Source organism: Pseudomonas wadenswilerensis, from assembly GCF_900497695.1.
Lineage (GTDB): Bacteria > Pseudomonadota > Gammaproteobacteria > Pseudomonadales > Pseudomonadaceae > Aquipseudomonas > Aquipseudomonas wadenswilerensis.
In genome coordinates this window covers 60,455-85,670 of sequence record NZ_UIDD01000001.1, presented here as the reverse complement: position 1 = coordinate 85,670, position 25,216 = coordinate 60,455, and the positions used below count along the sequence as shown (strand labels likewise).

General features: G+C 62.2%; 28 protein-coding genes. 16 read left to right on the top strand and 12 right to left on the bottom strand.

The genetic code is table 11. The annotated features are described in order from the left end of the window. Positions 1-7: 7 nt before the first annotated feature. A complete protein-coding gene (locus CCOS864_RS00440) occupies positions 8-985 on the bottom strand; it encodes an NADPH:quinone reductase (protein ID WP_115084513.1) in 978 nt (325 codons plus the stop codon). Positions 986-1,115: 130 nt separating this feature from the next. Between CCOS864_RS00440 and hemF the strand changes: the two genes are divergently transcribed. Beyond that, positions 1,116-2,042 carry an oxygen-dependent coproporphyrinogen oxidase gene (gene hemF / locus CCOS864_RS00435; protein WP_115084511.1) on the top strand — a complete coding sequence of 309 codons (927 nt, stop codon included), beginning with the start codon at positions 1,116-1,118 and terminating at the stop codon, positions 2,040-2,042. A 54-nt stretch (positions 2,043-2,096) separates the two neighbouring features. Next, positions 2,097-2,921 (top strand): shikimate dehydrogenase, encoded by an 825-nt coding sequence (gene aroE, locus CCOS864_RS00430; RefSeq protein WP_115084510.1) that lies wholly within the window; start codon positions 2,097-2,099, stop codon positions 2,919-2,921. On the opposite strand, the gene CCOS864_RS00425 is transcribed toward aroE, so the two are convergent. Together CCOS864_RS00425 and CCOS864_RS00420 are read right to left on the bottom strand one after the other, a co-directional pair. Continuing rightward, a complete protein-coding gene (locus tag CCOS864_RS00425) occupies positions 2,918-4,489 on the bottom strand; it encodes a SulP family inorganic anion transporter (protein WP_115084508.1) in 1,572 nt (523 codons plus the stop codon). The genes aroE and CCOS864_RS00425 overlap by 4 nt on opposite strands. A 66-nt stretch (positions 4,490-4,555) precedes the next feature. After that, a complete protein-coding gene (locus CCOS864_RS00420) occupies positions 4,556-5,173 on the bottom strand; it encodes an NAD(P)-dependent oxidoreductase (RefSeq protein ID WP_115084995.1) in 618 nt (205 codons plus the stop codon). Between the two features lie 77 nt (positions 5,174-5,250). Between CCOS864_RS00420 and CCOS864_RS00415 the strand changes: the two genes are divergently transcribed. Beyond that, positions 5,251-5,586, top strand: coding sequence for a DOPA 4,5-dioxygenase family protein (locus CCOS864_RS00415; protein WP_115084506.1), 336 nt, complete (start codon positions 5,251-5,253; stop codon positions 5,584-5,586). Between the two features lie 109 nt (positions 5,587-5,695). On the opposite strand, the gene trpA is transcribed toward CCOS864_RS00415, so the two are convergent. Together trpA and trpB are read right to left on the bottom strand one after the other, a co-directional pair. Next, positions 5,696-6,508 carry a tryptophan synthase subunit alpha gene (gene trpA / locus CCOS864_RS00410; RefSeq protein ID WP_115084504.1) on the bottom strand — a complete coding sequence of 271 codons (813 nt, stop codon included), beginning with the start codon at positions 6,506-6,508 and terminating at the stop codon, positions 5,696-5,698. Next, positions 6,505-7,722 (bottom strand): tryptophan synthase subunit beta, encoded by a 1,218-nt coding sequence (trpB, locus tag CCOS864_RS00405; protein ID WP_038997863.1) that lies wholly within the window; start codon positions 7,720-7,722, stop codon positions 6,505-6,507. Before trpB ends, trpA begins: the two co-directional genes overlap by 4 nt. Before the next feature lie 109 nt (positions 7,723-7,831). On the opposite strand from trpB, the gene CCOS864_RS00400 reads away from it, so the two are divergent. After that, positions 7,832-8,728 carry a LysR family transcriptional regulator gene (locus tag CCOS864_RS00400; RefSeq protein WP_167458855.1) on the top strand — a complete coding sequence of 299 codons (897 nt, stop codon included), beginning with the start codon at positions 7,832-7,834 and terminating at the stop codon, positions 8,726-8,728. On the opposite strand, the gene CCOS864_RS00395 is transcribed toward CCOS864_RS00400, so the two are convergent. After that, on the bottom strand, positions 8,725-9,051 hold the full coding sequence (locus tag CCOS864_RS00395) for an ElaB/YgaM/YqjD family protein (protein WP_115084500.1): 327 nt from the start codon (positions 9,049-9,051) through the stop codon (positions 8,725-8,727). The genes CCOS864_RS00400 and CCOS864_RS00395 overlap by 4 nt on opposite strands. Positions 9,052-9,203: 152 nt before the next feature. On the opposite strand from CCOS864_RS00395, the gene CCOS864_RS00390 reads away from it, so the two are divergent. Beyond that, positions 9,204-9,419, top strand: coding sequence for a dodecin (locus tag CCOS864_RS00390; protein ID WP_010222667.1), 216 nt, complete (start codon positions 9,204-9,206; stop codon positions 9,417-9,419). A gap of 103 nt (positions 9,420-9,522) precedes the next feature. Further along, complete coding sequence (locus CCOS864_RS00385; protein WP_115084499.1) at positions 9,523-9,747, top strand: DUF1161 domain-containing protein; 225 nt, start codon at positions 9,523-9,525, stop codon at positions 9,745-9,747. Between the two features lie 75 nt (positions 9,748-9,822). Here CCOS864_RS00385 and CCOS864_RS00380 read toward each other — a convergent pair whose 3' ends face one another. Next, a complete protein-coding gene (locus CCOS864_RS00380) occupies positions 9,823-10,827 on the bottom strand; it encodes an LLM class flavin-dependent oxidoreductase (protein WP_115084497.1) in 1,005 nt (334 codons plus the stop codon). A gap of 185 nt (positions 10,828-11,012) precedes the next feature. Between CCOS864_RS00380 and CCOS864_RS00375 the strand changes: the two genes are divergently transcribed. Together CCOS864_RS00375 and CCOS864_RS00370 are read left to right on the top strand one after the other, a co-directional pair. Then, on the top strand, positions 11,013-11,438 hold the full coding sequence (locus CCOS864_RS00375; RefSeq protein ID WP_093377662.1) for an OsmC family protein: 426 nt from the start codon (positions 11,013-11,015) through the stop codon (positions 11,436-11,438). Positions 11,439-11,511: 73 nt separating this feature from the next. Continuing rightward, the gene (locus CCOS864_RS00370; RefSeq protein WP_038997857.1) at positions 11,512-11,745 is read left to right on the top strand and encodes a DUF1161 domain-containing protein; all 234 of its coding nucleotides are present in this window, start codon (positions 11,512-11,514) and stop codon (positions 11,743-11,745) included. A gap of 3 nt (positions 11,746-11,748) precedes the next feature. On the opposite strand, the gene CCOS864_RS00365 is transcribed toward CCOS864_RS00370, so the two are convergent. After that, positions 11,749-12,162 (bottom strand): PA0061/PA0062 family lipoprotein, encoded by a 414-nt coding sequence (locus CCOS864_RS00365; RefSeq protein ID WP_115084495.1) that lies wholly within the window; start codon positions 12,160-12,162, stop codon positions 11,749-11,751. 53 nt (positions 12,163-12,215) lie between these two features. Further along, positions 12,216-12,629 carry a PA0061/PA0062 family lipoprotein gene (locus CCOS864_RS00360; protein ID WP_115084493.1) on the bottom strand — a complete coding sequence of 138 codons (414 nt, stop codon included), beginning with the start codon at positions 12,627-12,629 and terminating at the stop codon, positions 12,216-12,218. A gap of 67 nt (positions 12,630-12,696) precedes the next feature. Here CCOS864_RS00360 and CCOS864_RS00355 point away from each other — a divergent pair, with 67 nt between their 5' ends. Further along, positions 12,697-13,821: an aminopeptidase gene (locus CCOS864_RS00355; RefSeq protein ID WP_115084492.1), complete on the top strand. Its 1,125-nt coding sequence runs from the start codon at positions 12,697-12,699 to the stop codon at positions 13,819-13,821. A gap of 5 nt (positions 13,822-13,826) precedes the next feature. On the opposite strand, the gene CCOS864_RS00350 is transcribed toward CCOS864_RS00355, so the two are convergent. Together CCOS864_RS00350 and CCOS864_RS00345 are read right to left on the bottom strand one after the other, a co-directional pair. Beyond that, a complete protein-coding gene (locus tag CCOS864_RS00350; protein ID WP_115084490.1) occupies positions 13,827-14,477 on the bottom strand; it encodes an HAD family hydrolase in 651 nt (216 codons plus the stop codon). 28 nt (positions 14,478-14,505) lie between these two features. Further along, positions 14,506-15,054, bottom strand: coding sequence for a gamma carbonic anhydrase family protein (locus CCOS864_RS00345; RefSeq protein ID WP_115084488.1), 549 nt, complete (start codon positions 15,052-15,054; stop codon positions 14,506-14,508). A gap of 91 nt (positions 15,055-15,145) precedes the next feature. Between CCOS864_RS00345 and prlC the strand changes: the two genes are divergently transcribed. The 5 genes from prlC (at position 15,146) to CCOS864_RS00320 (ending at position 21,318) form a co-directional block, all read left to right on the top strand. Next, positions 15,146-17,197 (top strand): oligopeptidase A, encoded by a 2,052-nt coding sequence (gene prlC, locus CCOS864_RS00340; protein WP_010222657.1) that lies wholly within the window; start codon positions 15,146-15,148, stop codon positions 17,195-17,197. Beyond that, a complete protein-coding gene (locus CCOS864_RS00335) occupies positions 17,194-17,472 on the top strand; it encodes a YheV family putative zinc ribbon protein (protein ID WP_115084485.1) in 279 nt (92 codons plus the stop codon). Before prlC ends, CCOS864_RS00335 begins: the two co-directional genes overlap by 4 nt. Positions 17,473-17,569: 97 nt before the next feature. Continuing rightward, positions 17,570-18,631 carry a PA0069 family radical SAM protein gene (locus tag CCOS864_RS00330; protein ID WP_115084484.1) on the top strand — a complete coding sequence of 354 codons (1,062 nt, stop codon included), beginning with the start codon at positions 17,570-17,572 and terminating at the stop codon, positions 18,629-18,631. A 245-nt stretch (positions 18,632-18,876) separates the two neighbouring features. Beyond that, entirely contained in the window at positions 18,877-19,596 is a 720-nt protein-coding gene (locus CCOS864_RS00325) for a carbonic anhydrase (RefSeq protein ID WP_115084482.1), read from the top strand. A gap of 189 nt (positions 19,597-19,785) precedes the next feature. Then, the gene (locus CCOS864_RS00320) at positions 19,786-21,318 is read left to right on the top strand and encodes a SulP family inorganic anion transporter (protein WP_115084480.1); all 1,533 of its coding nucleotides are present in this window, start codon (positions 19,786-19,788) and stop codon (positions 21,316-21,318) included. Positions 21,319-21,429: 111 nt separating this feature from the next. Here the strand turns inward: CCOS864_RS00320 and CCOS864_RS00315 are convergent, their stop codons facing one another. After that, complete coding sequence (locus CCOS864_RS00315; protein WP_115084479.1) at positions 21,430-22,077, bottom strand: hypothetical protein; 648 nt, start codon at positions 22,075-22,077, stop codon at positions 21,430-21,432. Positions 22,078-22,445: 368 nt separating this feature from the next. Between CCOS864_RS00315 and coxB the strand changes: the two genes are divergently transcribed. Further along, positions 22,446-23,573, top strand: a complete 1,128-nt coding sequence (gene coxB / locus CCOS864_RS00310; RefSeq protein ID WP_115084477.1) for a cytochrome c oxidase subunit II — start codon at positions 22,446-22,448, stop codon at positions 23,571-23,573. 52 nt (positions 23,574-23,625) lie between these two features. Further along, positions 23,626-25,215 carry a cytochrome c oxidase subunit I gene (ctaD, locus tag CCOS864_RS00305; RefSeq protein ID WP_115084475.1) on the top strand — a complete coding sequence of 530 codons (1,590 nt, stop codon included), beginning with the start codon at positions 23,626-23,628 and terminating at the stop codon, positions 25,213-25,215. Position 25,216: the final 1 nt, after the last annotated feature.

The following is a 25,216-nucleotide window of genomic DNA, read 5'->3' as shown; positions in this document are numbered from 1 at the left end:
CCCCGCTTCAAGGCAGCAACACCGTCGACCCCACCGTCCTGCGCGCCGACAGCTCGCTCTGTGCCCTGGCCGCCTCGCTCAGTGGATAACGTTGCTGGATATCCACAGCCAGCTTGCCGCTGGCAATCATCGCAAACAGATCGTCAGCCATCGCCTGGGTGTTCTCGGCGTTATTGGCATAGCTGGCCAGGGTTGGCCGGGTGACATACAGCGAGCCCTTTTGCGCCAGGATCCCCAGGTTGACCCCGCTCACCGCGCCAGAGGCATTGCCGAAGCTGACCATCAGCCCACGCGGCGCCAGGCAGTCCAATGAAGTCAGCCAAGTGTCCTGGCCGACGCCGTCGTACACCACCGGGCATTTCTTTCCGTCAGTCAGTTCCAGTACCCGCTGGGCCACGTCTTCGCGGCTGTAATCGATGGTCGCCCAGGCGCCTAGGGCTTTGGCTCGCTCGGCCTTCTCGGCGGAGCTGACAGTACCGATCAACCTGGCCCCCAGGGCTTTGGCCCATTGGCAGGCCAGCGAGCCGACGCCACCTGCTGCGGCGTGGAACAAGATGGTTTCGCCCGGTTGCACCGCGTAGGTCTGCTTGAGCAGGTATTGCACGGTCAGGCCCTTGAGCATCACCGCCGCCGCTTGCTCGAAGCTGATGCTGTCGGGGAGTTTGACCAGGTTGGCCTCAGGCAGCACATGCACTTCGCTATAGGCGCCCAGCGGGCCGCCGGCATAGGCGACGCGGTCGCCGACCTTGAGCCGGGTGACTTGCTCGCCCACCGCCTCGACCACTCCGGCGCCTTCAGTGCCCAGGCCCGATGGCAGTGACGGCGGCGCATTGAGACCGCTGCGAAAGTAGGTATCGATGAAGTTCAGGCCGATCGCCTGGTTACGCACGCGGACCTGCTGCGGGCCGGGCGCCGCCGGCTCGAAGTCGACCAGGGTCAGGACTTCGGGGCCGCCGTGCTGGCTGAACTGGATACGCTTGGCCATCTGCACTCTCCTGAAGGTACCGGAAAACCCCTATCGGACGCCTTTGCTTGATCGCCGTCAACTGCGGCCCGCCTGCCGCCGGTGGTATGCTACGCGCCGAATTTGCCTTAGCCCGCTTCCAGGTGACCTGATGACTAGCCGCACCGAGGCCGTGAAAGCCTACCTGCTCGACCTGCAAGACCGTATCTGCACCGCCCTCGAAAACGAAGACGGCGGCGCCCGCTTTGTCGAGGACGCCTGGACGCGCGAGGCCGGCGGTGGCGGGCGAACCCGGGTGATCGGCGACGGCAAGGTCATCGAAAAAGGCGGGGTGAACTTCTCCCACGTGTTCGGCAGCGGTTTGCCACCCTCGGCCAGTGCCCACCGGCCGGAGCTGGCTGGGCGCGGTTTCGAAGCCCTGGGCGTGTCGCTGGTGATCCATCCGCACAACCCGCATGTGCCGACTTCCCACGCCAACGTGCGGTTTTTCATCGCTGAGAAAGAAGGTGAAGAAGCCGTCTGGTGGTTTGGCGGCGGCTTCGACCTGACCCCTTACTACGGCAACGAAGAAGACTGTGTGCATTGGCACCAGGTTGCCGAGCGCGCCTGCGCGCCTTTTGGCGCCGACGTCTATCCGCGCTACAAAGCCTGGTGCGACCGCTACTTCCACCTCAAGCACCGCGGCGAGCCACGGGGCATTGGCGGCCTGTTCTTCGATGACCTCAACGAATGGGACTTCGACACCTGCTTCGCCTTCATCCGCGCCATCGGCGACGCCTATGTCGAGGCTTACCTGCCGATCGTCCAGCGCCGCAAGGATCAGCCCTATACCGCCGAGCAGCGTGAGTTCCAGGAATACCGTCGCGGCCGCTATGTCGAGTTCAACCTGGTCTACGACCGTGGCACCCTGTTCGGCCTGCAATCGGGCGGACGTACCGAATCGATCCTCATGTCGCTGCCACCGCAAGTGCGTTGGGGGTACGATTGGAAGGCCGCGCCAGGCAGCGAAGAAGCACGTCTGACCGAGTATTTCCTGCAGGACCGTGATTGGCTTGGCGAGGCCAGGACCAGCCACTGAACCGCTGTGGATAACTTTCCGGCCCTGCCCGACCTTGACCCAGGAACCGCGTGAATGGACCAGTACGTTGTATTCGGCAACCCGATCGGCCACAGCAAGTCGCCGCTGATCCACCGCCTGTTCGCCGACCAGACCGGCCAGCAGCTGGAGTACAGCACGCTGCTGGCGCCACTGGATGATTTCAGCATGTGTGCCCAAGGCTTTTTCAAGCAGGGCCTGGGCGCCAACGTCACCGTGCCGTTCAAGGAAGAAGCCTATCGCCTGGTCGATAGCCTGACGCCACGGGCCAAGCGTGCGGGGGCGGTCAACACCCTGAGCAAGCTCGCCGACGGCAGCCTGCAGGGCGACAACACCGATGGTGCCGGCCTGGTGCGCGACCTGACCGTCAATGCCGGCGTGCAACTGACCGGCAAGCGCATCCTGCTGCTCGGCGCCGGCGGTGCCGTGCGTGGGGTGCTGGAGCCATTGCTGGCGCACAATCCGGCTTCGCTGGTGATCGCCAACCGCACGGTGGAAAAAGCCGAACAACTGGCCCGTGAGTTCGCCGACCTGGGGCCGGTGGCTGCCAGCGGTTTCGACTGGCTTGAAGAGCCGGTCGACCTGATCATCAACGCCACTTCGGCGAGCCTTGCCGGCGAGCTGCCGCCGATCTCCGCCAGCCTGATCGAGCCGGGTAAAACCGTGTGCTACGACATGATGTATGGCAAGGAGCCGACGCCTTTCTGCCGCTGGGCCAGCGAGCACCAGGCCGCCAAGGTCCTGGACGGCCTGGGCATGCTTGCCGAACAGGCCGCCGAGGCGTTCTTCATCTGGCGTGGCGTGCGCCCCGACACTGCCCCGGTGCTGGATGAACTGCGCCGCCAGCTGGCGCGCGGCTAATCTTTGAAGCGGATCGGGCAGTTCGCTGCCCCTTCGAGCTTGTGCAATTCCTCGATCACTTGCGGGCGCGCCCGTTGTAGCGTCAGGCTGCCGCCCGCACGGCCCAGCCGCCGGGCTTCGCGGTGGAGCATGTCGACCCCGGAATAGTCGATGAAGTTGATCTGCCGCGCATCGATCACCACCTGCGGGCCCTGGCAGCGTTGCAGGCGTACCTGCAGGTAATGGCTGGCGCCGAAGAAGATCGAGCCACCCACCCGCAGCACATCGGCATCGCCTTCACGAGACTGCTGCACCCGTGGCCGCGAAGTACGCTTGAGGTAGAAAAACAGCGACGCCAGTACCCCGGCGTAGATTGCTGTTTGCAGCTCCAGCAGCAAGGTGGCGGCAGCAGTCAGGGCCATGACCAGAAATTCCGAGCGGCTGACCCGAAATAGTGCGCGGATCACCCGACGATCCACCAGTCCCCAGCAGATCAGCAGGATGCTGCCGGCCATGGCCGGGATCGGGATATGCGCGATCAGTCCCGCCCCTGCTACCGCAAATAAAGTTACCCACAGGGCGGAAAACACTCCGGCCAAGGGCGAACGGGCGCCAGCGTCATAGCTGAGCCCGGAGCGGGTGAAGGAACCGGACGACAGGTAGCCGGAGAAGAACCCCCCGACCATGTTCGACAAGCCCTGGGCGCGGATCTCCTGATTGGCATCGATGAGCTGTTCGGAGCGTGAAGACAGCGAGCGGGCAATCGACAGGCTGGTAACCAGACCGAGCATGCCTACCGCGACGGCGCTGGGTAGCAGACGCAGGATCAGTTCCAGGTCCAGCAGTGGCAACGGGCTCAGCGGTGGCAACTGGCCGATGAAGCCGGGGACCAATTGCACGTGGCCAAAAACGCCTGGCAGCGACCAGACCAGCAAGCTGGCAACCGCCAAGGTTATCAACAGGCCGGGCCAGCGCGGGCGCATTACCTTTACCGCAACGCCCAGCAGTACGGTACCCAGGCCCAGCAACAGTGAAGGCCAATCCACCTCCCCGGCGTGATCCAGCAAGTTTTGCAGGGTTTTCAATGCCGTGGCCTGGCTGGGCAGGTTCATCCCCAGCAAGTTGGGCAGTTGCCCAAGCGCGATCACCACCGCAGCACCCAGGGTGAAGCCCAGCACCACCGATTGCGAGACAAAATTGACCAGCGCACCAAAGCGCAGCAGCCCCAGCAACCACTGAAACACCCCGGCGAGGAAGGTCAGCAGCAGGATCAGGGTGATGTAGTCGCTGCTGCCAGCGACCGCCAGCGGGCTGACGCTGGCATAGAGGACGATTGAGATCGCTGCCGTCGGCCCGCAGATCAGGTGCCAGGACGAACCCCACAGGCAGGCGATCATGACCGGCACAATCGCCGCGTACAGCCCGTACTCGGCAGGCAGCCCGGCGATCAGGGCGTAGGCGATTGATTGCGGCAGCGCCAGGATCGCCCCGCTCAGGCCGACCAGTAGATCGCGGCGCACACTGGCCCGGGTCTGGCGCGGCAGCCAAGTGAGAAACGGCAGCAGTTGGTGGCGGTCGGGCCAGGCCATGAAGGGTCTCTATCGCAGGTGGAAGCTGTTCAGGGTGCGATGTCGGGCGCTTGGGTGCAAGCCGGGTCAGAAGACAAAGTTCACGTGTTCGCCGTGGTGCAGCTTCAGCTCCAGGGCATCAACCATGGCGGCCGCCACCCGGGCCAGGCGTTGCAGTGGCTCGGCCAGGCCCGGCTCAAGGGTGCCGTGGGTCTGGTGAAAATGCTCGATACCCAGGCCAGCAACCTGTTGTGGAGTATTGACCAAGGTCCAGTGCAGCGGGCTGCGCTGCAACAGGTCGACGATCTGGTCGGCGCAGGCCCGTTGCTGCTCGCTGTGCCCTTCGCTGTGATCCAGCACGTCGAAATCGCCCACCAGCAGCAGCCGGCGTATAGTTGTGCGGGCCATGCCGGCGATCAGCGCTTGGCTCATGCGCAGCTGCGCGGCAAAGTCGTCAGGCGCCAGTGCCGCCAGCAGGCAGATCACCGCCGAACCGCCAGCTACGCTTTGTTCAGCCTGATCGGGGTTGTCCAGGCCGCCGGTCTTGAAGTGCAAGCCGGGGCGTGGCGCCAGGCTGTTGAGGTCATCGACCACGGCGATCACCTCGTGCTGGCGCTTGAGCAATTCGGCCATCAGGGCGCTGCCCAGGCTGCTCAGTCCTCCGAGCAGGGCCAGTTTGAACACTGGGGTTTCGGCATTTTTCACCAGATCACTCCATTGGCGGCGGGTGATCATTTGACCCGCGCAGCGCGCTGCGGGTTCGTTATGATTCAGGAGTTTTCGTGCAGAGGATCAAGGGTTATCACGCCCATATCTACTATGACGCCAGCACCATGGAACAGGCCCGGCAACTGTGTGAAGAAGCCGCGCGGTTGTTTCCGGTGAGCATGGGCCGCATGCATCAGAAGCCGGTCGGACCGCACCCGGACTGGAGCTGCCAGCTGGCCTTCGGGCCTGAGGTGGTTGGCGTGGTGTTGCCCTGGCTGGCGTTGTATCGCCATGGGCTGGTGGTGTTTCTGCATCCGCTGACCGGGGATGAGCTGGCCGATCATCGCGATCATGCGATCTGGATGGGAGCGGTGCGGCCTTTGAATCTTTCGATCTTTCAACAGCCTTGAAATTTCGAGCTTTACCATCGCTGGCAAGCCAGCTCCCACAGGTACCGGAGTGATCCGAAGATCGCCGCTGTCCTGTGGGAGCCGGCTTGCCGGCGATTGAGGCGCTGCCTCAAGCCTTGCGCGCACCCCGCACACCCTGGGCCAACGCCGAGCACAGCTCGAGCACATCACCCACGGCCTGTTCGGCATTCTTGGCATTGGCAATCTTGTCCACCAGCGCCGAGCCTACCACTACACCATCTGACAGTTTGGCAATGGCAGCTGCCTGCTCTGGCGTGCGGATACCGAAGCCGACGCTGATCGGCAGGTCGGTGTGCCGGCGCAGGCGCTCGATGGCGCTGCTGACGTGTTCGGTGGTCGCTGAACCGGCACCGGTCACGCCGGCAACCGACACGTAGTAGACGAAGCCCGAGCTGCGCTCAAGCACGCGCGGCAGGCGCACGTCGTCGGTGGTCGGGGTGGTCAGGCGGATGAAGTCGATACCTGCGGCCTGGGCCGGGGTAGCCAGCTCGGCATCATGCTCTGGCGGCAGGTCGACGATGATCAGGCCATCCACGCCCACTGCCTTGGCCTGGGCCACGAAGGCCTCGACACCAAAGCGGTGGATCGGGTTGTAGTAGCCCATCAGCACGATCGGCGTGGTCTGGTTGCCGACGCGGAACTCGCTGACCATCTGCAGGGTTTTCGCCAGGGTCTGGCCGGCTTCCAGGGCGCGCAGGGTGGCGAGCTGAATTGCCACGCCGTCGGCCATCGGGTCGGTGAACGGCATGCCCAGCTCGATCACGTCGGCGCCAGCAGCCGGCAGGCCTTTGAGGATCTCCAGCGAGGCATCGTAGCCAGGGTCGCCGGCGGTGATGAAGGTGACCAGTGCGGAGCGGCCTTCGGCCTTCAGTTCGGCGAAGCGTTGTTCAAGACGGCTCATGCCTGTTTCTCCTGGGCGGCCATATGGCTCATCACGGTTTGCATGTCTTTGTCGCCGCGCCCGGACAGGCACACCACCATCAGGTGATCCTTGGGCAGGGTTGGCGCGCGTTTGATCGCTTCGGCCAGGGCATGGGAGGTTTCCAGGGCCGGAATAATGCCTTCCAGGCGGCAGGTGGTGTGGAACGCGGCCAGGGCTTCGTCGTCGGTGATGCTGACGTACTCGACGCGTTTCACTTCGTGCAACCAGGCGTGTTCAGGGCCGATGCCGGGGTAGTCGAGGCCGGCGGAAATCGAGTGGGCGTCGGTGATCTGGCCGTCGGCATCCTGCAGCAGGTAGGTGCGGTTGCCATGCAGTACGCCCGGCACGCCACCGTTGAGGCTGGCGGCATGCTTGTCAGTGTCCACGCCATGGCCACCGGCTTCGACGCCGATGATCTGCACGCTGGCGTCATCGAGGAAATCGTGGAACAGGCCCATGGCATTGGAGCCGCCGCCGACGCAGGCGATCAGGCTGTCGGGCAGGCGCCCTTCCTTGGCTTGCAGCTGTTCGCGGGTTTCTTTGCCGATGATCGACTGGAAGTCGCGGACCATTGCCGGGTACGGGTGCGGACCGGCCACGGTGCCGATCAGGTAGAAGGTGTCGTCGACGTTGGTGACCCAGTCACGCAAAGCCTCGTTCATCGCGTCCTTGAGGGTGCCGGTACCGGCGGTGACCGGGACGATTTCGGCGCCCAGCAGCTTCATGCGAAATACGTTGGCTTGCTGGCGCTCGATGTCGGTGGCGCCCATGTAGATCACGCAAGGCAGGCCGAAGCGTGCGGCGACGGTGGCAGTGGCCACACCGTGCATGCCGGCTCCGGTTTCGGCGATCAAGCGTTTTTTGCCCATGCGCTTGGCCAGCAGTACCTGGCCAATGCAGTTGTTCACCTTGTGCGCGCCGGTGTGGTTGAGCTCTTCACGCTTGAAGAAGATCTTCGCGCCGCCGCAATGTTCGGTCAGGCGTTCGGCGAAATACAGCGGGTTGGGCCGGCCGATGTAGTCGCGCTGAAAGTACGCCAGTTGCTCGAGGAACTCCGGGTCGGCCTTGGCCGCCTCGTATTCGCGGGCCAGGTCGAGCACCAGCGGCATCAGGGTTTCTGCCACGTAGCGGCCGCCGAATGCGCCAAACAGGCCGTTGGCATCGGGGCCGGCGCGGAAGTTGGTCTGGGTCATGGGTCGCTCCAGGGCGGTAGTGAAGTCGGGAATGGCTTTACTCTAACCACGACACGCGCAACTGAAAACCGATAAGATTGCGACAACATGTCAGGAAAACTCACACGTCATGCGCCAGGACCTGCCTCCCCTCAATGCCCTTCGGGCCTTTGAAGCCACTGCCCGGCTCAACAGCGTCAGCCAGGCGGCCGAGCAGCTGCACGTTACCCACGGTGCGGTAAGCCGGCAATTGAAGGTGCTTGAAGAACACCTTGGGGTGGCGTTGTTCGTCAAGGAAGGGCGCGGCCTTAAACTCACAGATGCGGGTGTGCGTTTACGCGATGCCAGCAGCGACGCGTTCGAGCGTCTGCGCGGGGTGTGCGCCGAACTGAGCCAGAGCAGCGCCGATGCGCCGTTCGTCCTCGGCTGTTCCGGTAGCTTGCTGGCACGCTGGTTCATCCCGCGGCTGGGCCGGCTGAAGGCGGACCTGCCGCAACTGCGCCTGCACCTGTCGGCCGGTGAAGGTGATCTCGACCCGCGCCGCCCGGGGCTGGACGCCCTGCTGGTGTTTGCCGAGCCACCGTGGCCGGCGGACATGCAGGTTCATGTGCTGGCCCAGGAGCGCATTGGCCCGGTGCTCAGCCCGCACTTCCCCGGCTTCAACCGCTTGCAGCTGGCGCCGGCTGAGGCGCTGCTGGCTGAAACACTGTTGCAGACCACCTCTCGCCCGCAAGCCTGGCCAAGCTGGGCCGCGCAGCAGGGTATAGACCCGCAGGCGCTGTGCTACGGGCAGGATTTCGAGCATCTGTATTACTTGCTGGAGGCGGCGGTGGCGGGGCTGGGTGTGGCGATTGCACCGCAACCGCTGGTAGCCGACGATCTGCGGGCCGGCCGTCTGGCTGCACCCTGGGGATTTTGTGAAACACAGGCCGCGCTGGCCCTGTGGGTGCCGCGACGCGCCGCAGACGGGCGCGCCGAGCAGTTAGCCGGCTGGTTGCGCGCCGAGCTGGCGCGCCAGGCCGCTTAGTTACCGCGTTTGCACAGCAGGTACGCGGCCAACAGGCCGAGGGCGCCAACGGCGACACCGGCGGTGGTCCAAGGGTGCTCCTGGGCATAGTCGCGGGTGGCGAGGCCAGTCTGGCGGGTCTTGGTTTTGACGTCTTCGTAGGCATCGCTGAGCAGGTTGCGCGAATGGCGCAGGGCATTCTCGGCGTTGCCCTTGAGCGTCTTCAAGGTTTTGCGCGACTCATCCGAGGCATCGTCCTTGAGGCTTTCCAGGGACTTGAGCAGGCTTTCGATTTCCGCTTCCATGCTTTGCAGCGAAGCTTTGCGCAGCGAGGTGTTGGCCATGGTGACTCTCCTTCGAGGTTGAGTTGAGCTGTGTAGTTTCCGACTACAGGGTGTTGGGAAAGTGCAGTCGAACTTTTAGCGGTATTTACCCCTCGCAGGTAAATCAGCCCGGCGCTGCTAGGCTCTATCTCACATTAAAAAAGGAGGTTGCCATGTCAGATCACCACACCTACAAGAAAATCGAACTCGTCGGCTCGTCGCCCACTTCCATTGAAGAGGCGATCAACAACGCCCTGGCCGAGGCAGGCAAAAGCATCAAGCATCTTGAATGGTTCGAGGTGGTCGACACCCGTGGCCATATCAAGGACAACAAGGCCGCGCATTTTCAGGTCACGCTCAAGGTGGGCTTTCGCATCGTCAATAGCTGAAGCGGCGACACTGGCTTGTGCGGGTCAATTGCGTTACACAGTCTGAGGCGCCCGGCCCTCCTGGCGCCCTTCTCTACTTTGATCTGAACAAGGAAAGCGATCGATGAAGAAGTTAGTAGTAGCGATAGGTTTGATGACGTTGGCGGGTACCGCGTTGGCGGCCGGCAAGCCATGTGAAGAGCTCAAGAGCGAAATAGCAGCCAAGCTCGATGCCAAAGGCGTCAGCGGCTATTCGCTGGAGATCGTCGATAAAGGCGCTGCCGCTGGTGGCAAGGTCGTGGGTAGCTGCGAAGGCGGTACCAAGGAAATCGTCTACAAGCGCGGCTGATCGATATTGAATCCATCGCGGGGCAATCCCGCTCCTACCTGATTGTAGGAGCGGGATTGCCCCGCGATAGGGCCCTCAGCCGCCCAGCACCGTCTGCGCCAGCAGCTCATAAGACCGAATCCGGTCCGCATGCTCATACAGATCGCAGGTAAAGATCAGCTCATCAGCCTCGGTTTGCTCCAGCAGCACCTCAAGCTTGGCGCGGATTTTCTCTGGGCTACCCACCATCGCCAGGCCAAGGAAACTGCCCACCGCTTCACGCTCATGAGGCAGCCACAGGCCGTCCATGGTCTCTACCGGCGGACGTTGCACCAGGCTTTGGCCGCGCATCAGGGCGAGGATGCGCTGATACACCGAGGTGGCCAGGTAATCAGCCTGTTCATCAGTCTCGGCCGCCACCAGGGGTACGCCGAGCATCACGTAGGGCTTGTCGAGCACGGCCGAAGGCTGGAAGTGGTTGCGGTACACACGAATCGCTTCGTGCATGTAGCGCGGGGCGAAATGCGAAGCGAAGGCGTAGGGTAAACCGCGCATTCCGGCCAATTGCGCACTGAACAGGCTCGAACCCAGTAACCAGATCGGTACTTCAGTACCGTATCCCGGCACGGCAATGACTTTCTGATCCGGTGTGCGCGGGCCCAGGTAACGCATCAGTTCTTCGACATCATCGGGGAAGTCGTCCGCACTGCCAGAGCGTTCGCGGCGCAGGGCGCGGGCGGTCATCTGGTCGGAGCCGGGTGCGCGCCCCAGGCCCAGGTCGATACGCCCGGGGTAAAGACTGGCCAGGGTCCCGAACTGTTCGGCGATCACCAGCGGCGCATGGTTGGGCAGCATTACCCCGCCGGCGCCAACGCGAATGGTCGACGTACCACCGGCCAGGTAACTGAGCAGTACCGAGGTTGCAGAACTTGCGATGCCATCCATGTTGTGGTGCTCGGCCACCCAGAAGCGGTTGTAGCCAAACTTTTCGACATGTTGCGCCAGGTCCAGCGAATTGCGCAGGGACTGCGCCGGGCCGCTGTCGGCACGCACTGGTACCAGGTCGAGGGTGGAGATCTTGATATCCGCAAGTCGCTTCATGGGCGTTTGAGCCTCCTGGGCAGTCGATTGGCCGAAATAACCCAACGGCCTTTCTAGCTCTGTATGGGCACATCTGCAGGAATCAATGCCAGGGTTTGTAATCCGTCTGAACTTGCCTGAGTCAAGGATCTCTGAATTTAAGGCAAGGCGCGATATCACGCGTCCCACGGAGCTCAGGAGGCATTATGAAAAAAACAGCATCGGCTATCTGGCAAGGTGGCTTGAAGGACGGCAAGGGCCTGCTTTCTACGGAAAGTGGCGCCCTCAAGCAGAACCCCTATGGCTTCAACACCCGCTTCGAGGGCCAGCCGGGCACCAACCCGGAAGAATTGATCGGTGCGGCGCATGCCGGCTGTTTCTCCATGGCCCTGTCGATGATGCTCGGTGAGGCCGGATTGACCGCAGAACGCATCGATACCATTGCTGAAGTGACCCTCGACAAACTGCCAGATGGCTTTGCCATTACCGCCGTGAACCTGATCCTAAAGGCCAAGGTGCCCGGGGCCAGCGAAGCGCAGTTTCTTGAGATCGCCAACAAGGCCAAGGCCGGTTGCCCGGTATCGAAAGTGCTCAACGCGAAAATCAGCCTGGATGCGACGCTGCTGAGTTAAGGCAGAACCGGGACGCGCTTCTTGTGGTCAAATGAGGGTCGGTAGAACGTCTGCCGCCACAAGGAGCTGTCCCATGATCCGTGTTGCAATCGCTGTGCTGGCTTCGCTGCTGGCAACGTCTGCGTTGGCCGCGACCAAGAACTGTGAAGAGCTCAAGGCCGAGATTGAGGCGAAGATCCAGGCCAACAACGTGAGTTCCTACACCCTGGAAATTGTCAGCAATGACGAAGTCAAAGACCAGAACATGGTGGTTGGCAGCTGTGAAAACGGCACCAAGAAGATCATCTATCAAAAGAATGATCGCTAGGTATCAGGGTGTGCAGAAGATGTCGTTCGATTCCTCGGCCACGACCTTGCGCTGAGCGTCATAGAGGTAGGCGCTGGGCTGCATGGCCGGTGCCCGGGCTTCCAGGCGGTAGCGCTGACCGGCCTCGAAATGGGCGAATTTGACCGTCAGGTAACAGGTACGCTCGGTCGGGTCGGTGCTGAAACCACCGGAGTAGATTTCGTAATCGAACCTCACCACCAACTCGTGTGCGCCGGGCGTGACCTGGAAGAACCGGCCATCGGTCAGGCGCTGGCCATCAAGCCGTTCGGCCATCACCAGTTTGCCCGGTGTGATGGTGTAAAGGTCGACCCAGGCCTGCTTGTTATCCACAGGTGGCAGGGGGCTGGCGCAAGCTCCCAGGGTACTGATTGCGAGCAGCATCATAGGCTGGCGCATGGCGAACTCCGACGTGCGGGTTACAAAGCATAAGCATAGCGCCATTCACGCCTTTAGGTACGCTGGCAGCCCGCCGGCTGGCCTTTGCCGACCACTTTGCGCTGTTCGTCATAGAGCTTGGCCCAGGGGCGGAATCCGATGCTGCCGGCCTCAAGCTGATAACGCTGGCCGGCACTGAAATCCTTGAACTTCACATTCAGCTGGCAATCGCGCCACAGCGGCTCGTCGACCGGGCCGATATTGCTTGGGGTAACCGGGAAGAGATAGCGCACGGTCAGCTCATGGCTGCCTGGCGGTACCTCGAAATAGCGTTTGTCGGCCCAGGCACGTTCGTCAATTTCCATGGCATGCAGGGTGTCATCCTGGCCCGGTGCGAGGTCGATCCAGGCCTGGTTGGGGTCGGGATCGGGCAGGCCGGCGCAGCCGGACAGAAGCAGAAGACCGCTGATGACAAGCAGTGTACGCATGGCAAAACTCCAGCCGGGCAGGATAGTCTTGAAGCTGACGAGTACTTGAGCGGATGACGGGATACGAATGCTTCGACTATTTTTTTTGTTGCGCTCAAGTCATGTGTCACTCGACCACATTTTTCGCTACTTGGTTCCCTTCCTGGCCATTGGACTGCTGAACGGTTGCACCAGTGTCAGTTACTACGGGCAACTGGCCAGTGGTCAGTGGCAGTTGTTGCAGGCACGCCAGCCGGTCGCCGAACTGGTAGCCGACCCGGCCACCGACAGCGCATTGCGCCAGCATTTGTTGCATGCCGAGCAGGCCCGGGCCTTCGCCAGTGCGCGTTTGAAGCTGCCGGACAACCGCAGTTACCGGGTGTATGCCGACATCGGCAGGCCCTATGTGGTCTGGAATGTGTTCGCCACACCGGAGTTTTCACTTGAGCCGCAAACCCATTGCTTCCCCATCGCCGGCTGCGTTGCCTACCGCGGTTATTACAGCCAGGGTGCGGCGCGAGGAGCGGCGGCGCTGCAGAAACAGCAAGGGCTGGATGTGTATGTGGGTGGCGTTGAGGCTTATTCGACCCTGGGTTGGTTCGACGACCCGATCCTCAGTTCGATGCTTGGTTGGGGCGATGAACGCCTGGCCACGGTGATCTTCCATGAGTTGGCCCACCAACGGGTCTATGTGCAGGACGACACTGCGTTCAACGAGTCCTTCGCCACGTTTGTCGAGCAGGAAGGTACCCGTCAATGGCGAGCGGCGCGGAGTCTGCCAGCGCTGGCCGAGGCTGGCAGCCAGCAGCGCGAGCAGTTCGTCGGCTTGGTGCTGGCCAGCCGCGAACGGCTCAAAGCCTTGTACGCGGCGCCGCTGACCGAGCCCGCCAAGCGCGCTGGCAAGCAGGCCGAGTTCGAACGCTTGCGCCGTGAGTACCGGGCCTTGCGCGATAGCCAATGGGGCGGTGTCGGGCGCTATGACGCCTGGATCAATGCGCCGATGAACAATGCCAAGTTGCTGCCCTTTGGCCTGTATGACCAGTGGGTGCCGGCGTTTGCGCAGCTGTTTGCCGAGGTGGGGGGCGATTGGCAGGTGTTTTATCAGCGAGTAGAAGCTTTCGGGCGGCTGCCCCTTGAACAGCGTCAGCAGGCGCTGAAAAGCATCGCGGGGCAAGCCCGCTCCTACAGTGGGAGCGGGCTTGCCCCGCGATAGGGGCCTCAGCCGCGCTGAAAAGCCTGATGCAGTTCCGCCAACGTAGCAAAGTGATAAGCCGGCTGCTCCGCTGTCAGCTCTTCATGGCTACCAAAGCCATAACCCACCGCTACCGCTTCCAGGCCGTTGCTGCGCGCGCCGATCAGGTCGTGCTTGCGGTCGCCGATCATCAGGGTGTGCGCAGGGTCCAGGGCTTCTTCGGCCAGCAGGTGGCGGATCAGCTCGACCTTGTTGGTGCGGGTGCCGTCCAGCTCGCTGCCGTAGATCACCTTGAAGTGCCGGGCAAAATCGAAGTGCCGGGCGATCTCGCGGGCAAACTCCCAGGGTTTGGAGGTGGCGATGTACAGGGTGCGGCCCTGCCCTTGCAGGGTTTCGAGCATTTCACTGACGCCGTCGAACACCTGGTTCTCGTACAGGCCGGTGACCTTGAAGCGCTCGCGATAGAAGTTCACCGCGTCCCAGGCCTTGGCCTCATCGAAGTCATAGAACTGCATGAACGCCTGCAGCAACGGCGGGCCGATGAAGTGTTCCAGGCGCGTCAGGTCCGGCTCATCGATGCCGAGCTTGGCCAGTGCGTACTGGATCGAGCGGGTGATGCCCAATCGCGGATCGGTCAGAGTACCGTCGAGGTCGAAGAGGATGTTTTGCTGGTGCATGGCAGTCTCGAATAGGCTGTGGGCAGGTTCACTCGGGCAGGTGGTAGCCTTCGGCCAGGTGCTGATCCTTGAGTTTGACGTAGTTGCCGGCGCTGTAGGGGAAGAACGCGCGCTCCTTCTCGGTCAGGGCGCGAGCTTGTTTGACCGGGCTGCCGACATAGAGAAAACCGCCTTCCAGGCGCTTGCCCGGAGGCACCAGGCTGCCAGCGCCGATGATCACTTCGTCTTCGACGATTGCACCATCCATGATGGTGCTGCCCATGCCGACCAGGATGCGGTTGCCCAGGGTGCAGCCATGAAGCATGACTTTGTGACCGATGGTTACTTCATCGCCGATCAGCAGCGGGAAACCATCCGGGTTGAACGGCCCGGCATGGGTGATGTGCAGCACGCTGCCGTCCTGGACACTGGTGCGCGCGCCGATGCGGATGCGGTGCATATCGCCGCGGATCACCGTCAATGGCCACACCGAGCTGTCGGCGCCGATCTCGACATCGCCCAGCACCACGGCACTGCGGTCGACAAAGGCACGCTCGCCAAGCCTGGGAGTGTGATGCTGGAAGCTACGGATGGCCATGATAGGAATTCTCTTTGGTATGGATAGGGCTGCGGTCGGCGTCGATTGTAATTAAGATGGGGAAGTGTTTCTTCTGCCAAGGTGTTTAACCGTGAGTGCGAACAACCCGCTTCTGCAGTCTTATGACTTGCCGCCCTTCTCGGCGATCCGTGCCGAGCATGTGCAGCCGGCGATTGAACAGATCCTGGCCGACAACCGTAAAGCCATTGCCGACATCCTCCAGGCCCAGGGCAAGCACCCAAGCTGGGCCGGCCTGATCCTGGCCATGGACGAACTCAACGACCGCCTGGGCGCCGCCTGGAGTCCGGTCAGTCACCTCAATGCCGTGTGCAACAGCGCCGAACTGCGTGAAGCCTACGAGGCCTGCCTGCCGGCGTTGAGCGCCTACGCCACCGAAATGGGCCAGAACCGCGAGCTGTTCCAGGCCTATGAAGCGTTGATCGCCAGCCCCGAAGCCGCCGGCTTCGATGTGGCGCAAAAGACAATTCTCGAACACGCCCTGCGTGACTTCCGCCTGTCGGGTATCGACCTGCCGGCCGATAAGCAACAACGTTATGCCGAAGTTCAGAGCAAGCTCAGCGAACTGGGCAGCCGCTTCTCCAACCAGCTGCTGGACGCCACCCAGGCCTGGACCAAGCACGTCACCGACGAAGCGGCACTGGCCGGCCTGACTGACTCGGCCAAGGCACAGATGGCTGCCGCCGCCCAGGCCAAGGGCCTCGATGGCTGGCTGATCAGCCTGGAATTCCCCAGCTACTACGCGGTGATGACCTACGCTGAAGATCGCGCCCTGCGCGAGGAAATCTACGCCGCCTACTGCACCCGCGCCTCCGATCAGGGCCCTAACGCCGGCCAGTTCGACAACGGTCCGGTGATGGGCGAGATCCTCGATCTGCGTCAGGAACTGGCTCAGCTATTGGGCTACCAGAACTTCGCCGAGCTGAGCCTGGCGACCAAGATGGCCGAGTCCAGCGATCAGGTGCTGAGCTTCCTGCGTGACCTGGCCAAGCGCAGCAAGCCGTTTGCCACCCAGGATCTGGCCCAGCTCAAGGCCTATGCCGCCGAGCAGGGGTGCCCGGACCTGCAAAGCTGGGACAGCGGTTTCTATGGGGAAAAACTCCGTGAACAGCGCTACAGCGTTTCCCAGGAAACCCTGCGCGCCTACTTCCCGATCGACAAGGTGCTGACCGGCCTGTTCACCATCGTCCAGCGCCTGTACGGCATCGAGATTGCCGAGCTCAAGGGCTTCGATAGCTGGCATCCGGACGTGCGCCTGTTCGAAATCAAGGAGCACGGCCAGCACGTCGGGCGCTTCTTCTTCGACCTCTATGCCCGTGCCAACAAGCGCGGCGGTGCCTGGATGGACGGCGCCCGCGACCGTCGTCTGACCGCTGACGGCCAGTTGCAGAGCCCGGTGGCCAACCTGGTGTGCAACTTCACCCCGGCCGCCCCTGGCAAGCCGGCGTTGCTGACCCACGACGAAGTCACCACCCTGTTCCACGAGTTCGGCCATGGCCTGCATCACCTGCTGACCCGTATCGAGCATGCCGGTGTTTCCGGTATCAACGGTGTGGCCTGGGATGCGGTCGAGCTGCCGAGCCAGTTCATGGAAAACTGGTGTTGGGAGCCTGAAGGCCTGGCGCTGATTTCCGGCCACTACGAAACTGGCGCAGCCCTGCCCCAGGATTTGCTGGAGAAGATGCTGGCGGCGAAGAACTTCCAGTCCGGGCTGATGATGGTTCGCCAGCTGGAATTCTCGCTGTTCGACTTCGAACTGCACGCCAGCCACGGCGACGGCCGCGGTGTACTGCAAGTGCTCGAAGGCATCCGCGACGAGGTCTCGGTCATGCGCCCACCTGCGTACAACCGCTTCCCCAACAGCTTTGCGCATATCTTCGCCGGTGGTTATGCGGCCGGTTACTACAGCTACAAGTGGGCTGAAGTGCTGTCGGCCGACGCCTTCTCGCGCTTCGAAGAAGAAGGCGTGCTCAATGCCGACACCGGTCGCGCGTTCCGCGAAGCGATCCTGGCCCGTGGCGGTTCCCAGGAGCCGATGCTGCTGTTCGTCGACTTCCGTGGCCGCGAGCCGTCAATCGATGCACTCTTGCGCCATAGCGGCTTGAGTGAGGAAGTGGCGGCATGAGTGATGGGCCTGTGATAACGAAAAAGCGCTTTATCGCCGGGGCGGTCTGCCCGGCGTGCAGCGAGCCGGACAAACTGATGATGTGGAGCGAAGACAGCGTTCCGCACCGTGAGTGCGTGGCCTGCGGGTTTTCCGACACCCTTAACGAGCAAGGGTTGTCGGTGCCCAAGGAACTGGGGACCCGGGTCAACAAGGTCGAGGTGAAACCGGCTGCGGCTACGGTGCAGACGGTACAGTTCTTCCCTAATCCGAAGTTGAAGAAGTCAACCGAGTAAACGCGCCAGCGCCAGCGTTTTCGGCTGGTGCCCAGCGGTACTGGAATCGAACGCAAGCCCCGTGTACTGTATATAAAAACAGTATTCGGGGTTTTTCATGTTCAATCCTCAAGGACCGGTGCGGGGTCGTGGCACCGCGAGCAATCCCCATAACCGCTTCGCCCCGAATCGCTCGGTGGCCGAGGATGACGGTTGGTACCAGGAAGTGCCCCTGACCCAGGGCACTGAAGTACGCATCGAAACCGCCAAGAGCATCATCACCCGCAACAACTCGCCCGACCTGCCTTTTGATCGTGCGATCAACCCTTATCGCGGCTGCGAGCATGGCTGTATCTACTGCTATGCGCGGCCCAGCCATGCCTATTGGGACCTGTCGCCGGGGCTGGACTTCGAAACCAAGCTGATTGCCAAGACCAACGCCGCCGCCGTGCTCGAACAGCAATTGAGCAAGCCGGGCTATGTGTGCGCGCCGATCAACCTGGGCTCCAACACCGACCCCTACCAGCCCATCGAACGCGAGCAAAAGCTGACTCGCCGACTGCTGGAAGTGCTGCTGCGTTATCGCCATCCGGTCACCATTGTCACCAAAGGCTCGTTGATCCTGCGTGACCTTGACCTGCTTGCCGAACTGGCCCAGCAGCGTCTGGTGCAGGTGATGATCAGCCTGACCACGCTGGACGACGAACTAAAACGCACCCTGGAGCCCCGGGCAGCAGCACCCAAGGCACGGCTGCGGGCAATCCGGGTGCTCACTGAGGCTGGTGTTCCGGTGGGGGTGTTGTGCTCGCCGATGATCCCGATGATCAACGACAGCGAGCTTGAGCACTTGCTCGAGGCGGCCAAGGCCAACGGCGCCCTGAGCGCGGCCTACATGATGTTGCGCCTGCCGCTGGAGGTCGCGCCGCTGTTCGAGCAATGGCTGCAGGACCATTACCCGCAACGGGCCAATCATGTCCTGAGCTTGATCCGCCAGAGTCGCGGTGGTGAGTTGTACGACAGCCGCTTCGGTGCGCGCATGCGCGGCGAAGGGGTATTTGCCGAGTTGCTGGCGCAACGCTTCAGCAAGGCGATCCGCCGCCTGGGGCTGAACCGGCGCGAAGGCTACGCGCTTGATTGCAGTGCGTTTTGCCCCCCTGGCGGGCAGATGTCACTGCTCTGATTTCAATAATGGGTATTGGCCATTAATGTTTTTTTGATATTATCCTGGCAACTCTTTGAATCTCTGGAACGCCCGTACTAGAGCCTCGCAATTCAGTTTGAGTTAAGTTTCGCCGAGTAGCGTAGGAATTCAGCCAGCAACTGATGTGATTGTTGGCGCGCGTATTTCATCCAACTGTCATACGCCGTTTGAATCATCAACCCGGTAAAATGGACTTAACCTAAAACCGTCAAAGAGGATGAATCATGCCCGTCAAGGACCCATCCAAGGCCGTCCCGGAAACCCCCACCGAGAGCGCCGATGCCGCCCTGAAGCATATCGTCGACGGCTTTCTGCGGTTCCATCACGACGTTTTTCCCGAGCAGCAGGAGCTGTTCAAGAAACTCGCCACCGCGCAAAAGCCCCGTGCGATGTTCATCACCTGTGCCGACTCGCGCATCGTGCCCGAGTTGATTACCCAGAGCTCCCCTGGCGATCTGTTCGTGACCCGCAACGTCGGTAACGTCGTGCCACCTTACGGGCAGATGAACGGCGGCGTATCCACCGCCATCGAATACGCGGTGCTGGCCCTGGGCGTACACCACATCATTGTCTGCGGTCACTCCGATTGTGGCGCCATGCGCGCGGTGCTCAACCCCCAGAGCCTGGAGAAGATGCCGACGGTCAAAGCCTGGCTGCGCCATGCCGAGGTCGCCCGCACGGTGGTCGAAGACAACTGCTCCTGTGGCAGCGAGCATGAAAGCATGCAGGTGCTGACCAAGGAAAACGTCATCGCCCAGCTGCACCACTTGCGCACCCACCCTTCGGTGGCCTCGCGCCTGGCGGCTGGCCAGCTGTTTATTCACGGCTGGATCTACGACATCGAAACCAGCCAGATCGAAGCCTACGACGCGGCAAGCGACAGCTTCCTGCCCCTTGCCCAAGGTCAGCCGATCCCCTGCGCAACACCCAGAGGACGCTACTAAGCGTTCCAGACACCCCCGCGAATAGCTGATTGACGGCCGCACCTGCCTGGTGCGGCCTGGTCATCGGCTGCCTTGAATTTCCCTGACTGCCTTGCCGGCGCCCGCTGGCGGTGTGTGCCTGCGCGTGTGTCAGGGGTTGTGCCAGCGGCCATTGGAATGGCCATGAATCGTGAAAGAAGGAGTGACAGGGTGAACAAGACACAAGTGAAAGCGGCTTTGCCGCGTGAATTGCTGGCCTCGGTGGTGGTGTTCCTGGTCGCCCTGCCCTTATGCATGGGCATCGCCATTGCCTCGGGCATGCCGCCGGCCAAGGGCCTGATCACCGGGATCATCGGCGGCATTGTCGTCGGTTGGCTGGCCGGCTCGCCGTTGCAGGTCAGCGGTCCGGCAGCCGGCCTGGCGGTGCTGGTGTTCGAACTGGTGCGCCAGCACGGCGTGGCGATGCTCGGCCCGATCCTGCTGTTGGCCGGCCTGCTGCAATTGCTCGCCGGGCGCTTGCGCCTGGGCTGCTGGTTTCGGGTCACGGCGCCGGCGGTGGTGTACGGCATGCTCGCCGGTATCGGCGTGCTGATCGTGTTGTCCCAAGTGCATGTGATGTTCGACAGCGCCCCCCAACCCTCGGGCCTGGCCAACCTGCTGGGCTTTCCGGCAACCCTGACTCAGGCGCTGCCGTTGGAAAGCCGGGGCAATGGCTGGCAGGCCGGTGCGCTCGGGCTTGGCACCATTGCCATCATGTGGGCTTGGGAGCGCTTGCGCCCGCAGTCGCTACGATTCGTTCCGGGGGCCTTGCTTGGCGTGGCCTTGATGACCGCAATCAGCATCTGGCTGGCATTGCCGGTGAACCGCGTCGAAGTGCCGGCGAACCTGAGCGAAGCCATCGACTGGCTGCGCCCGACTGACCTGCTCAACCTCGCCGACCCGAACCTGCTGGTCGCCGCCTTCGCCCTGGCCTTTATAGCCAGCGCCGAAACCCTGCTCTCTGCCGCTGCGGTCGATCGCATGCATAACGGCCAGCGTTCGGACTTCGACCGTGAACTGTCGGCGCAGGGGCTGGGCAACATGCTCTGTGGGGTACTCGGTGCGTTGCCGATGACCGGGGTAATCGTGCGCAGCTCGGCCAACGTCCAGGCCGGCGCGCAGACGCGCCTGTCGGCGATCCTGCACGGGGTCTGGTTGCTGGCCTTCGTGGTGGTGTTGAGCAGCGTGCTGCAGCAGATTCCGGTGGCGAGCCTGGCCGGTGTGTTGGTCTACACCGGGGTCAAGCTGGTCGACTTCAAGGCCTTTCGCGGGCTCGGGCGCTATGGACGCATGCCGATGTTGACCTATGCCGCGACTGCGCTGGCAATCATCTTCACCGACCTGCTCACCGGCGTGTTGCTCGGTTTTGCCCTGACCCTGCTGAAGCTGGCGCTCAAGGCCGCACGCCTGAAAATCAGCGTGGTCAGCCTTGATCAACCGGGCCATCTGGAGCTGCGCCTGAGCGGCGCGGCGACCTTTCTCAAGGTGCCCGCGCTGGCCCAGGTGCTTGAAGGCATTCCGCCCGGGACCACCCTGCATGTGCCACTGGCCAACCTCAGTTACATCGACCACTCCTGCCTGGAGCTGCTCGAGGACTGGGGGCGGGCCAACGCCGGCAAGGGTTCGCGGTTGCTGATCGAGCAGCGACGACTCAAGCGCCGGGTCGAGGGGCGAGTGCGCACGACGGCGGGGTTGGGGGCCTGATCTGGATTCAGCGGTGTTGCCATCGCTGGCAATGCCAGCTCCCACACCCCGCTCGGGCTCTGCACTGAACCGGTGGGAGCCGGCCTTGCCGGCGATGCTGGCGCATCAACCTCAAGCGGATTGATCCAGCTCCAGGCCCACACCCAACTGCCGCGACAGGCACGGCCAGCGCTTCCAGGCTTCGCCAGTGTCCGGGCTGCTGAGCTTGTCGCGGTACTGTTCGACTGACTCCAGGGCAAAGCTCTGGTCATTGAGCATCTCATCCACCGAGTGGTGCACCACTTCATCCAGCTGGTTGGCAAAGTCTTCACCAATCAGTTGATGGGCGATCAGGTTGGCCACGGTGGTGTCCAGCGGGATCAGCGGCTGGTTGAAGTGCTTGATGTACAGATCGTTAACTTCTTCCACCAGGCGGTGGGCCAGGTAGGCCTCATCCAGCAGGCAGCCCAGGCCCAGGTGGGTATTGGTGATGGTGGGCGGTTGCAGGAAATACTGTTCGGCGATTTTCAGCACCGGTTTGATCTGCGACTCGATGCCGGCTTCGCGGGCAACGTCATTGGCCGCTTCCAGCAGTTCCGGAACCTGATCGATATAAGCGCCGACGAAGCGCGCCAGGGCGCCTTGGGCATCGGCCTCTGGCAAATGGATTGAAGGATGCAGGTGGGGCAGCTGTTTTTCGAGTTGCTCTTTCAGTTGGCCGGTTTCGGTCTCATGTTGACGGGCACGGGTGATCTGCTCGCGCAAAGCGGCGATGTTCATGACAACTCCAGGGTAAAGGCGTGACAAACGGAAGACATAAGGTAGCTCGGTTCTGAAAATGCCTAAGACGCATTTGGCATAACCATTAACAACTTAATATTCACCAATTATATCGAAATGCCATCATTGTGCCCCAAGCCAGGTAATTCGCGGCTTTGCGCGCAAACGTTCAACTTCTTCTGATGTTTTCCTTGCGCGCGTTGCGAGGCCGGGGTCGCTGTCTATACTCCGGTTTGAAAGTGATTCGCTGATGAGGCCCGACTGCAGTTCGCAGGGGCTCGGTCGTCGAAGTTCGCAGTCTTGGCCGCCGTACCCTTAGCCGTAGGTCCACGCCTCCGGGATAACAAGAACGATAAGGGGAACCCGCAATGATGCGACATCCACATGTCTGGATGGGCCTCCTGTTGTGGTCGGTATTCGGTCAGGCGCACGCCGCCTGGACCGTGAACATGGCGCCAGGGGCGACTGAAGTCAGCAACGCAGTGTTCGACCTGCACATGACCATCTTCTGGATCTGCGTGATCATCGGTCTGGTGGTCTTTGGCGCAATGTTCTGGTCGATGATCATCCACCGTCGTTCCACCGGCCAGCAGCCTGCGCATTTTCACGAGCACACCTGGGTCGAGATCATGTGGACGGTAGTGCCGTTCCTGATCCTGGTGGCCATGGCCATCCCGGCGACCAAGACCCTGATCGATATCTACGACGCCAGCGAATCGGACGTCGACATCCAGGTCACCGGTTACCAGTGGAAATGGCATTACAAATACCTGGGCCAGGACGTCGAGTTCTTCAGCAACCTGGCCACCCCCGCCGAGCAGATCCACAACAAAGCCCCCAAGGATGAGCACTACCTGCTCGAAGTCGATCAGCCGCTGGTGCTGCCGGTGGGGGCCAAGGTGCGCTTTCTGGTGACCGCCGCCGACGTTATCCATTCCTGGTGGGTGCCGGCCTTTGCGGTCAAGCGTGACGCCATCCCCGGCTTCGTCAACGAAGCCTGGGCCCGGATCGAGAAGCCCGGCATCTACCGCGGCCAATGTACCGAATTGTGCGGCAAGGACCATGGCTTCATGCCGGTGGTGGTCGAGGTGAAGTCCAAGGCCGACTACGACACCTGGCTCGGCGAGCGCAAGGCCGAAGCGGCCAAGCTCAAGGAGCTGACCAGCAAGGAATGGACCCTGCAAGAGCTGGTCGAGCGCGGCGACAAGGTCTACCACACCACCTGCGTGGCCTGTCACCAGGCCGAAGGCCAGGGCCTGCCACCGATGTTCCCGGCGCTCAAGGGGTCGAAGATTGCCACCGGGCCGAAGGAAGATCACCTGAGCATCGTCTTCCACGGCAAGCCGGGCACGTCCATGGCCGCCTTCGGCAAGCAGCTCTCGGAAGTCGATATCGCCGCCGTGGTGACCTACGAACGTAACGCCTGGGGCAACAACAAGGGCGACATGGTCACGCCAAAAGACGTGCTGGCGATCAAACAGGCAGAAAGCAAATGAGCCGGGTTGACGCGTATCCGCGCCCCAGCCAACGGACTGCAGGAGACAGGACATGAGCGCAGTGATCGACGACCACAGCCACGGTCATGAGCACGCCCACGGGCCGGCCAAGGGCCTGATGCGCTGGGTGCTGACCACCAACCACAAGGACATCGGCACCATGTACCTGTGGTTCAGTTTCATGATGTTCCTGCTGGGCGGCTCGTTCGCCATGGTCATCCGCGCCGAACTGTTCCAGCCTGGCTTGCAGATCGTCCAGCCGGAATTCTTCAACCAGATGACCACCATGCACGGCCTGGTGATGGTCTTCGGTGCGGTGATGCCGGCCTTCGTCGGCCTGGCCAACTGGATGATCCCGCTGATGATCGGCGCGCCCGACATGGCCCTGCCGCGGATGAACAACTTCAGCTTCTGGCTGTTGCCGGCAGCTTTCCTGCTGCTGGTCTCGACCCTGTTCATGCCCGGCGGCGGGCCGAACTTCGGCTGGACCTTCTACGCTCCGCTATCGACCACCTATGCGCCGGAAAGCGTGACCTTCTTCATCTTCGCCATCCACTTGATGGGCATCAGCTCGATCATGGGCGCGATCAACGTTATCGCTACCATCCTCAACCTGCGTGCCCCGGGCATGACCCTGATGAAAATGCCGCTGTTCGTCTGGACCTGGCTTATCACCGCCTTCCTGCTGATTGCGGTGATGCCGGTTCTGGCGGGTGTGGTGACCATGATGCTGATGGACATCCACTTCGGCACCAGCTTCTTCAGCGCCGCCGGCGGCGGTGACCCGGTGCTGTTCCAGCATGTGTTCTGGTTCTTCGGCCACCCCGAGGTGTACATCATGATCCTGCCGGCCTTCGGCGCGGTCAGCTCGATCATCCCGGCGTTCTCGCGCAAGCCGCTGTTCGGCTACACCTCCATGGTCTACGCCACCGGGGCGATCGCCTTCCTGTCGTTTATCGTCTGGGCCCACCATATGTTCGTGGTCGGCATCCCGGTGGTCGGCGAGCTGTTCTTCATGTACGCCACCATGCTGATCGCGGTGCCCACGGGGGTAAAGGTGTTCAACTGGGTCAGCACCATGTGGGAAGGCTCGCTGACCTTCGAGACACCGATGCTGTTTGCCATCGCCTTCGTCATCCTCTTCACCATCGGTGGCTTTTCCGGGCTGATGCTGGCGATCGCCCCGGCGGACTTCCAGTACCACGACACCTACTTCGTGGTTGCTCACTTCCACTATGTGCTGGTGCCCGGTGCGATCTTCGGCATCTTCGCCTCGGCCTATTACTGGCTGCCGAAGTGGACCGGGCATATGTACGACGAAACCCTGGGCAAGCTGCACTTCTGGTTGTCGTTCGTGGGCATGAACATGGCCTTCTTCCCCATGCACTTCGTGGGCCTGGCCGGCATGCCGCGCAGGATTCCGGACTACAACCTGCAGTTCGCCGACTTCAACATGATCTCGTCAATCGGCGCCTTTACCTTCGGTGCCACGCAGATCTTCTTCCTGTTCATCGTCATCAAGTGCATTCGTGGCGGCGCCCCGGCGCCGGCCAAACCCTGGGATGGCGCCGAAGGGCTGGAATGGTCGGTACCGTCACCGGCGCCCTATCACACCTTCCAGACTCCTCCGGAAGTGAAATGAA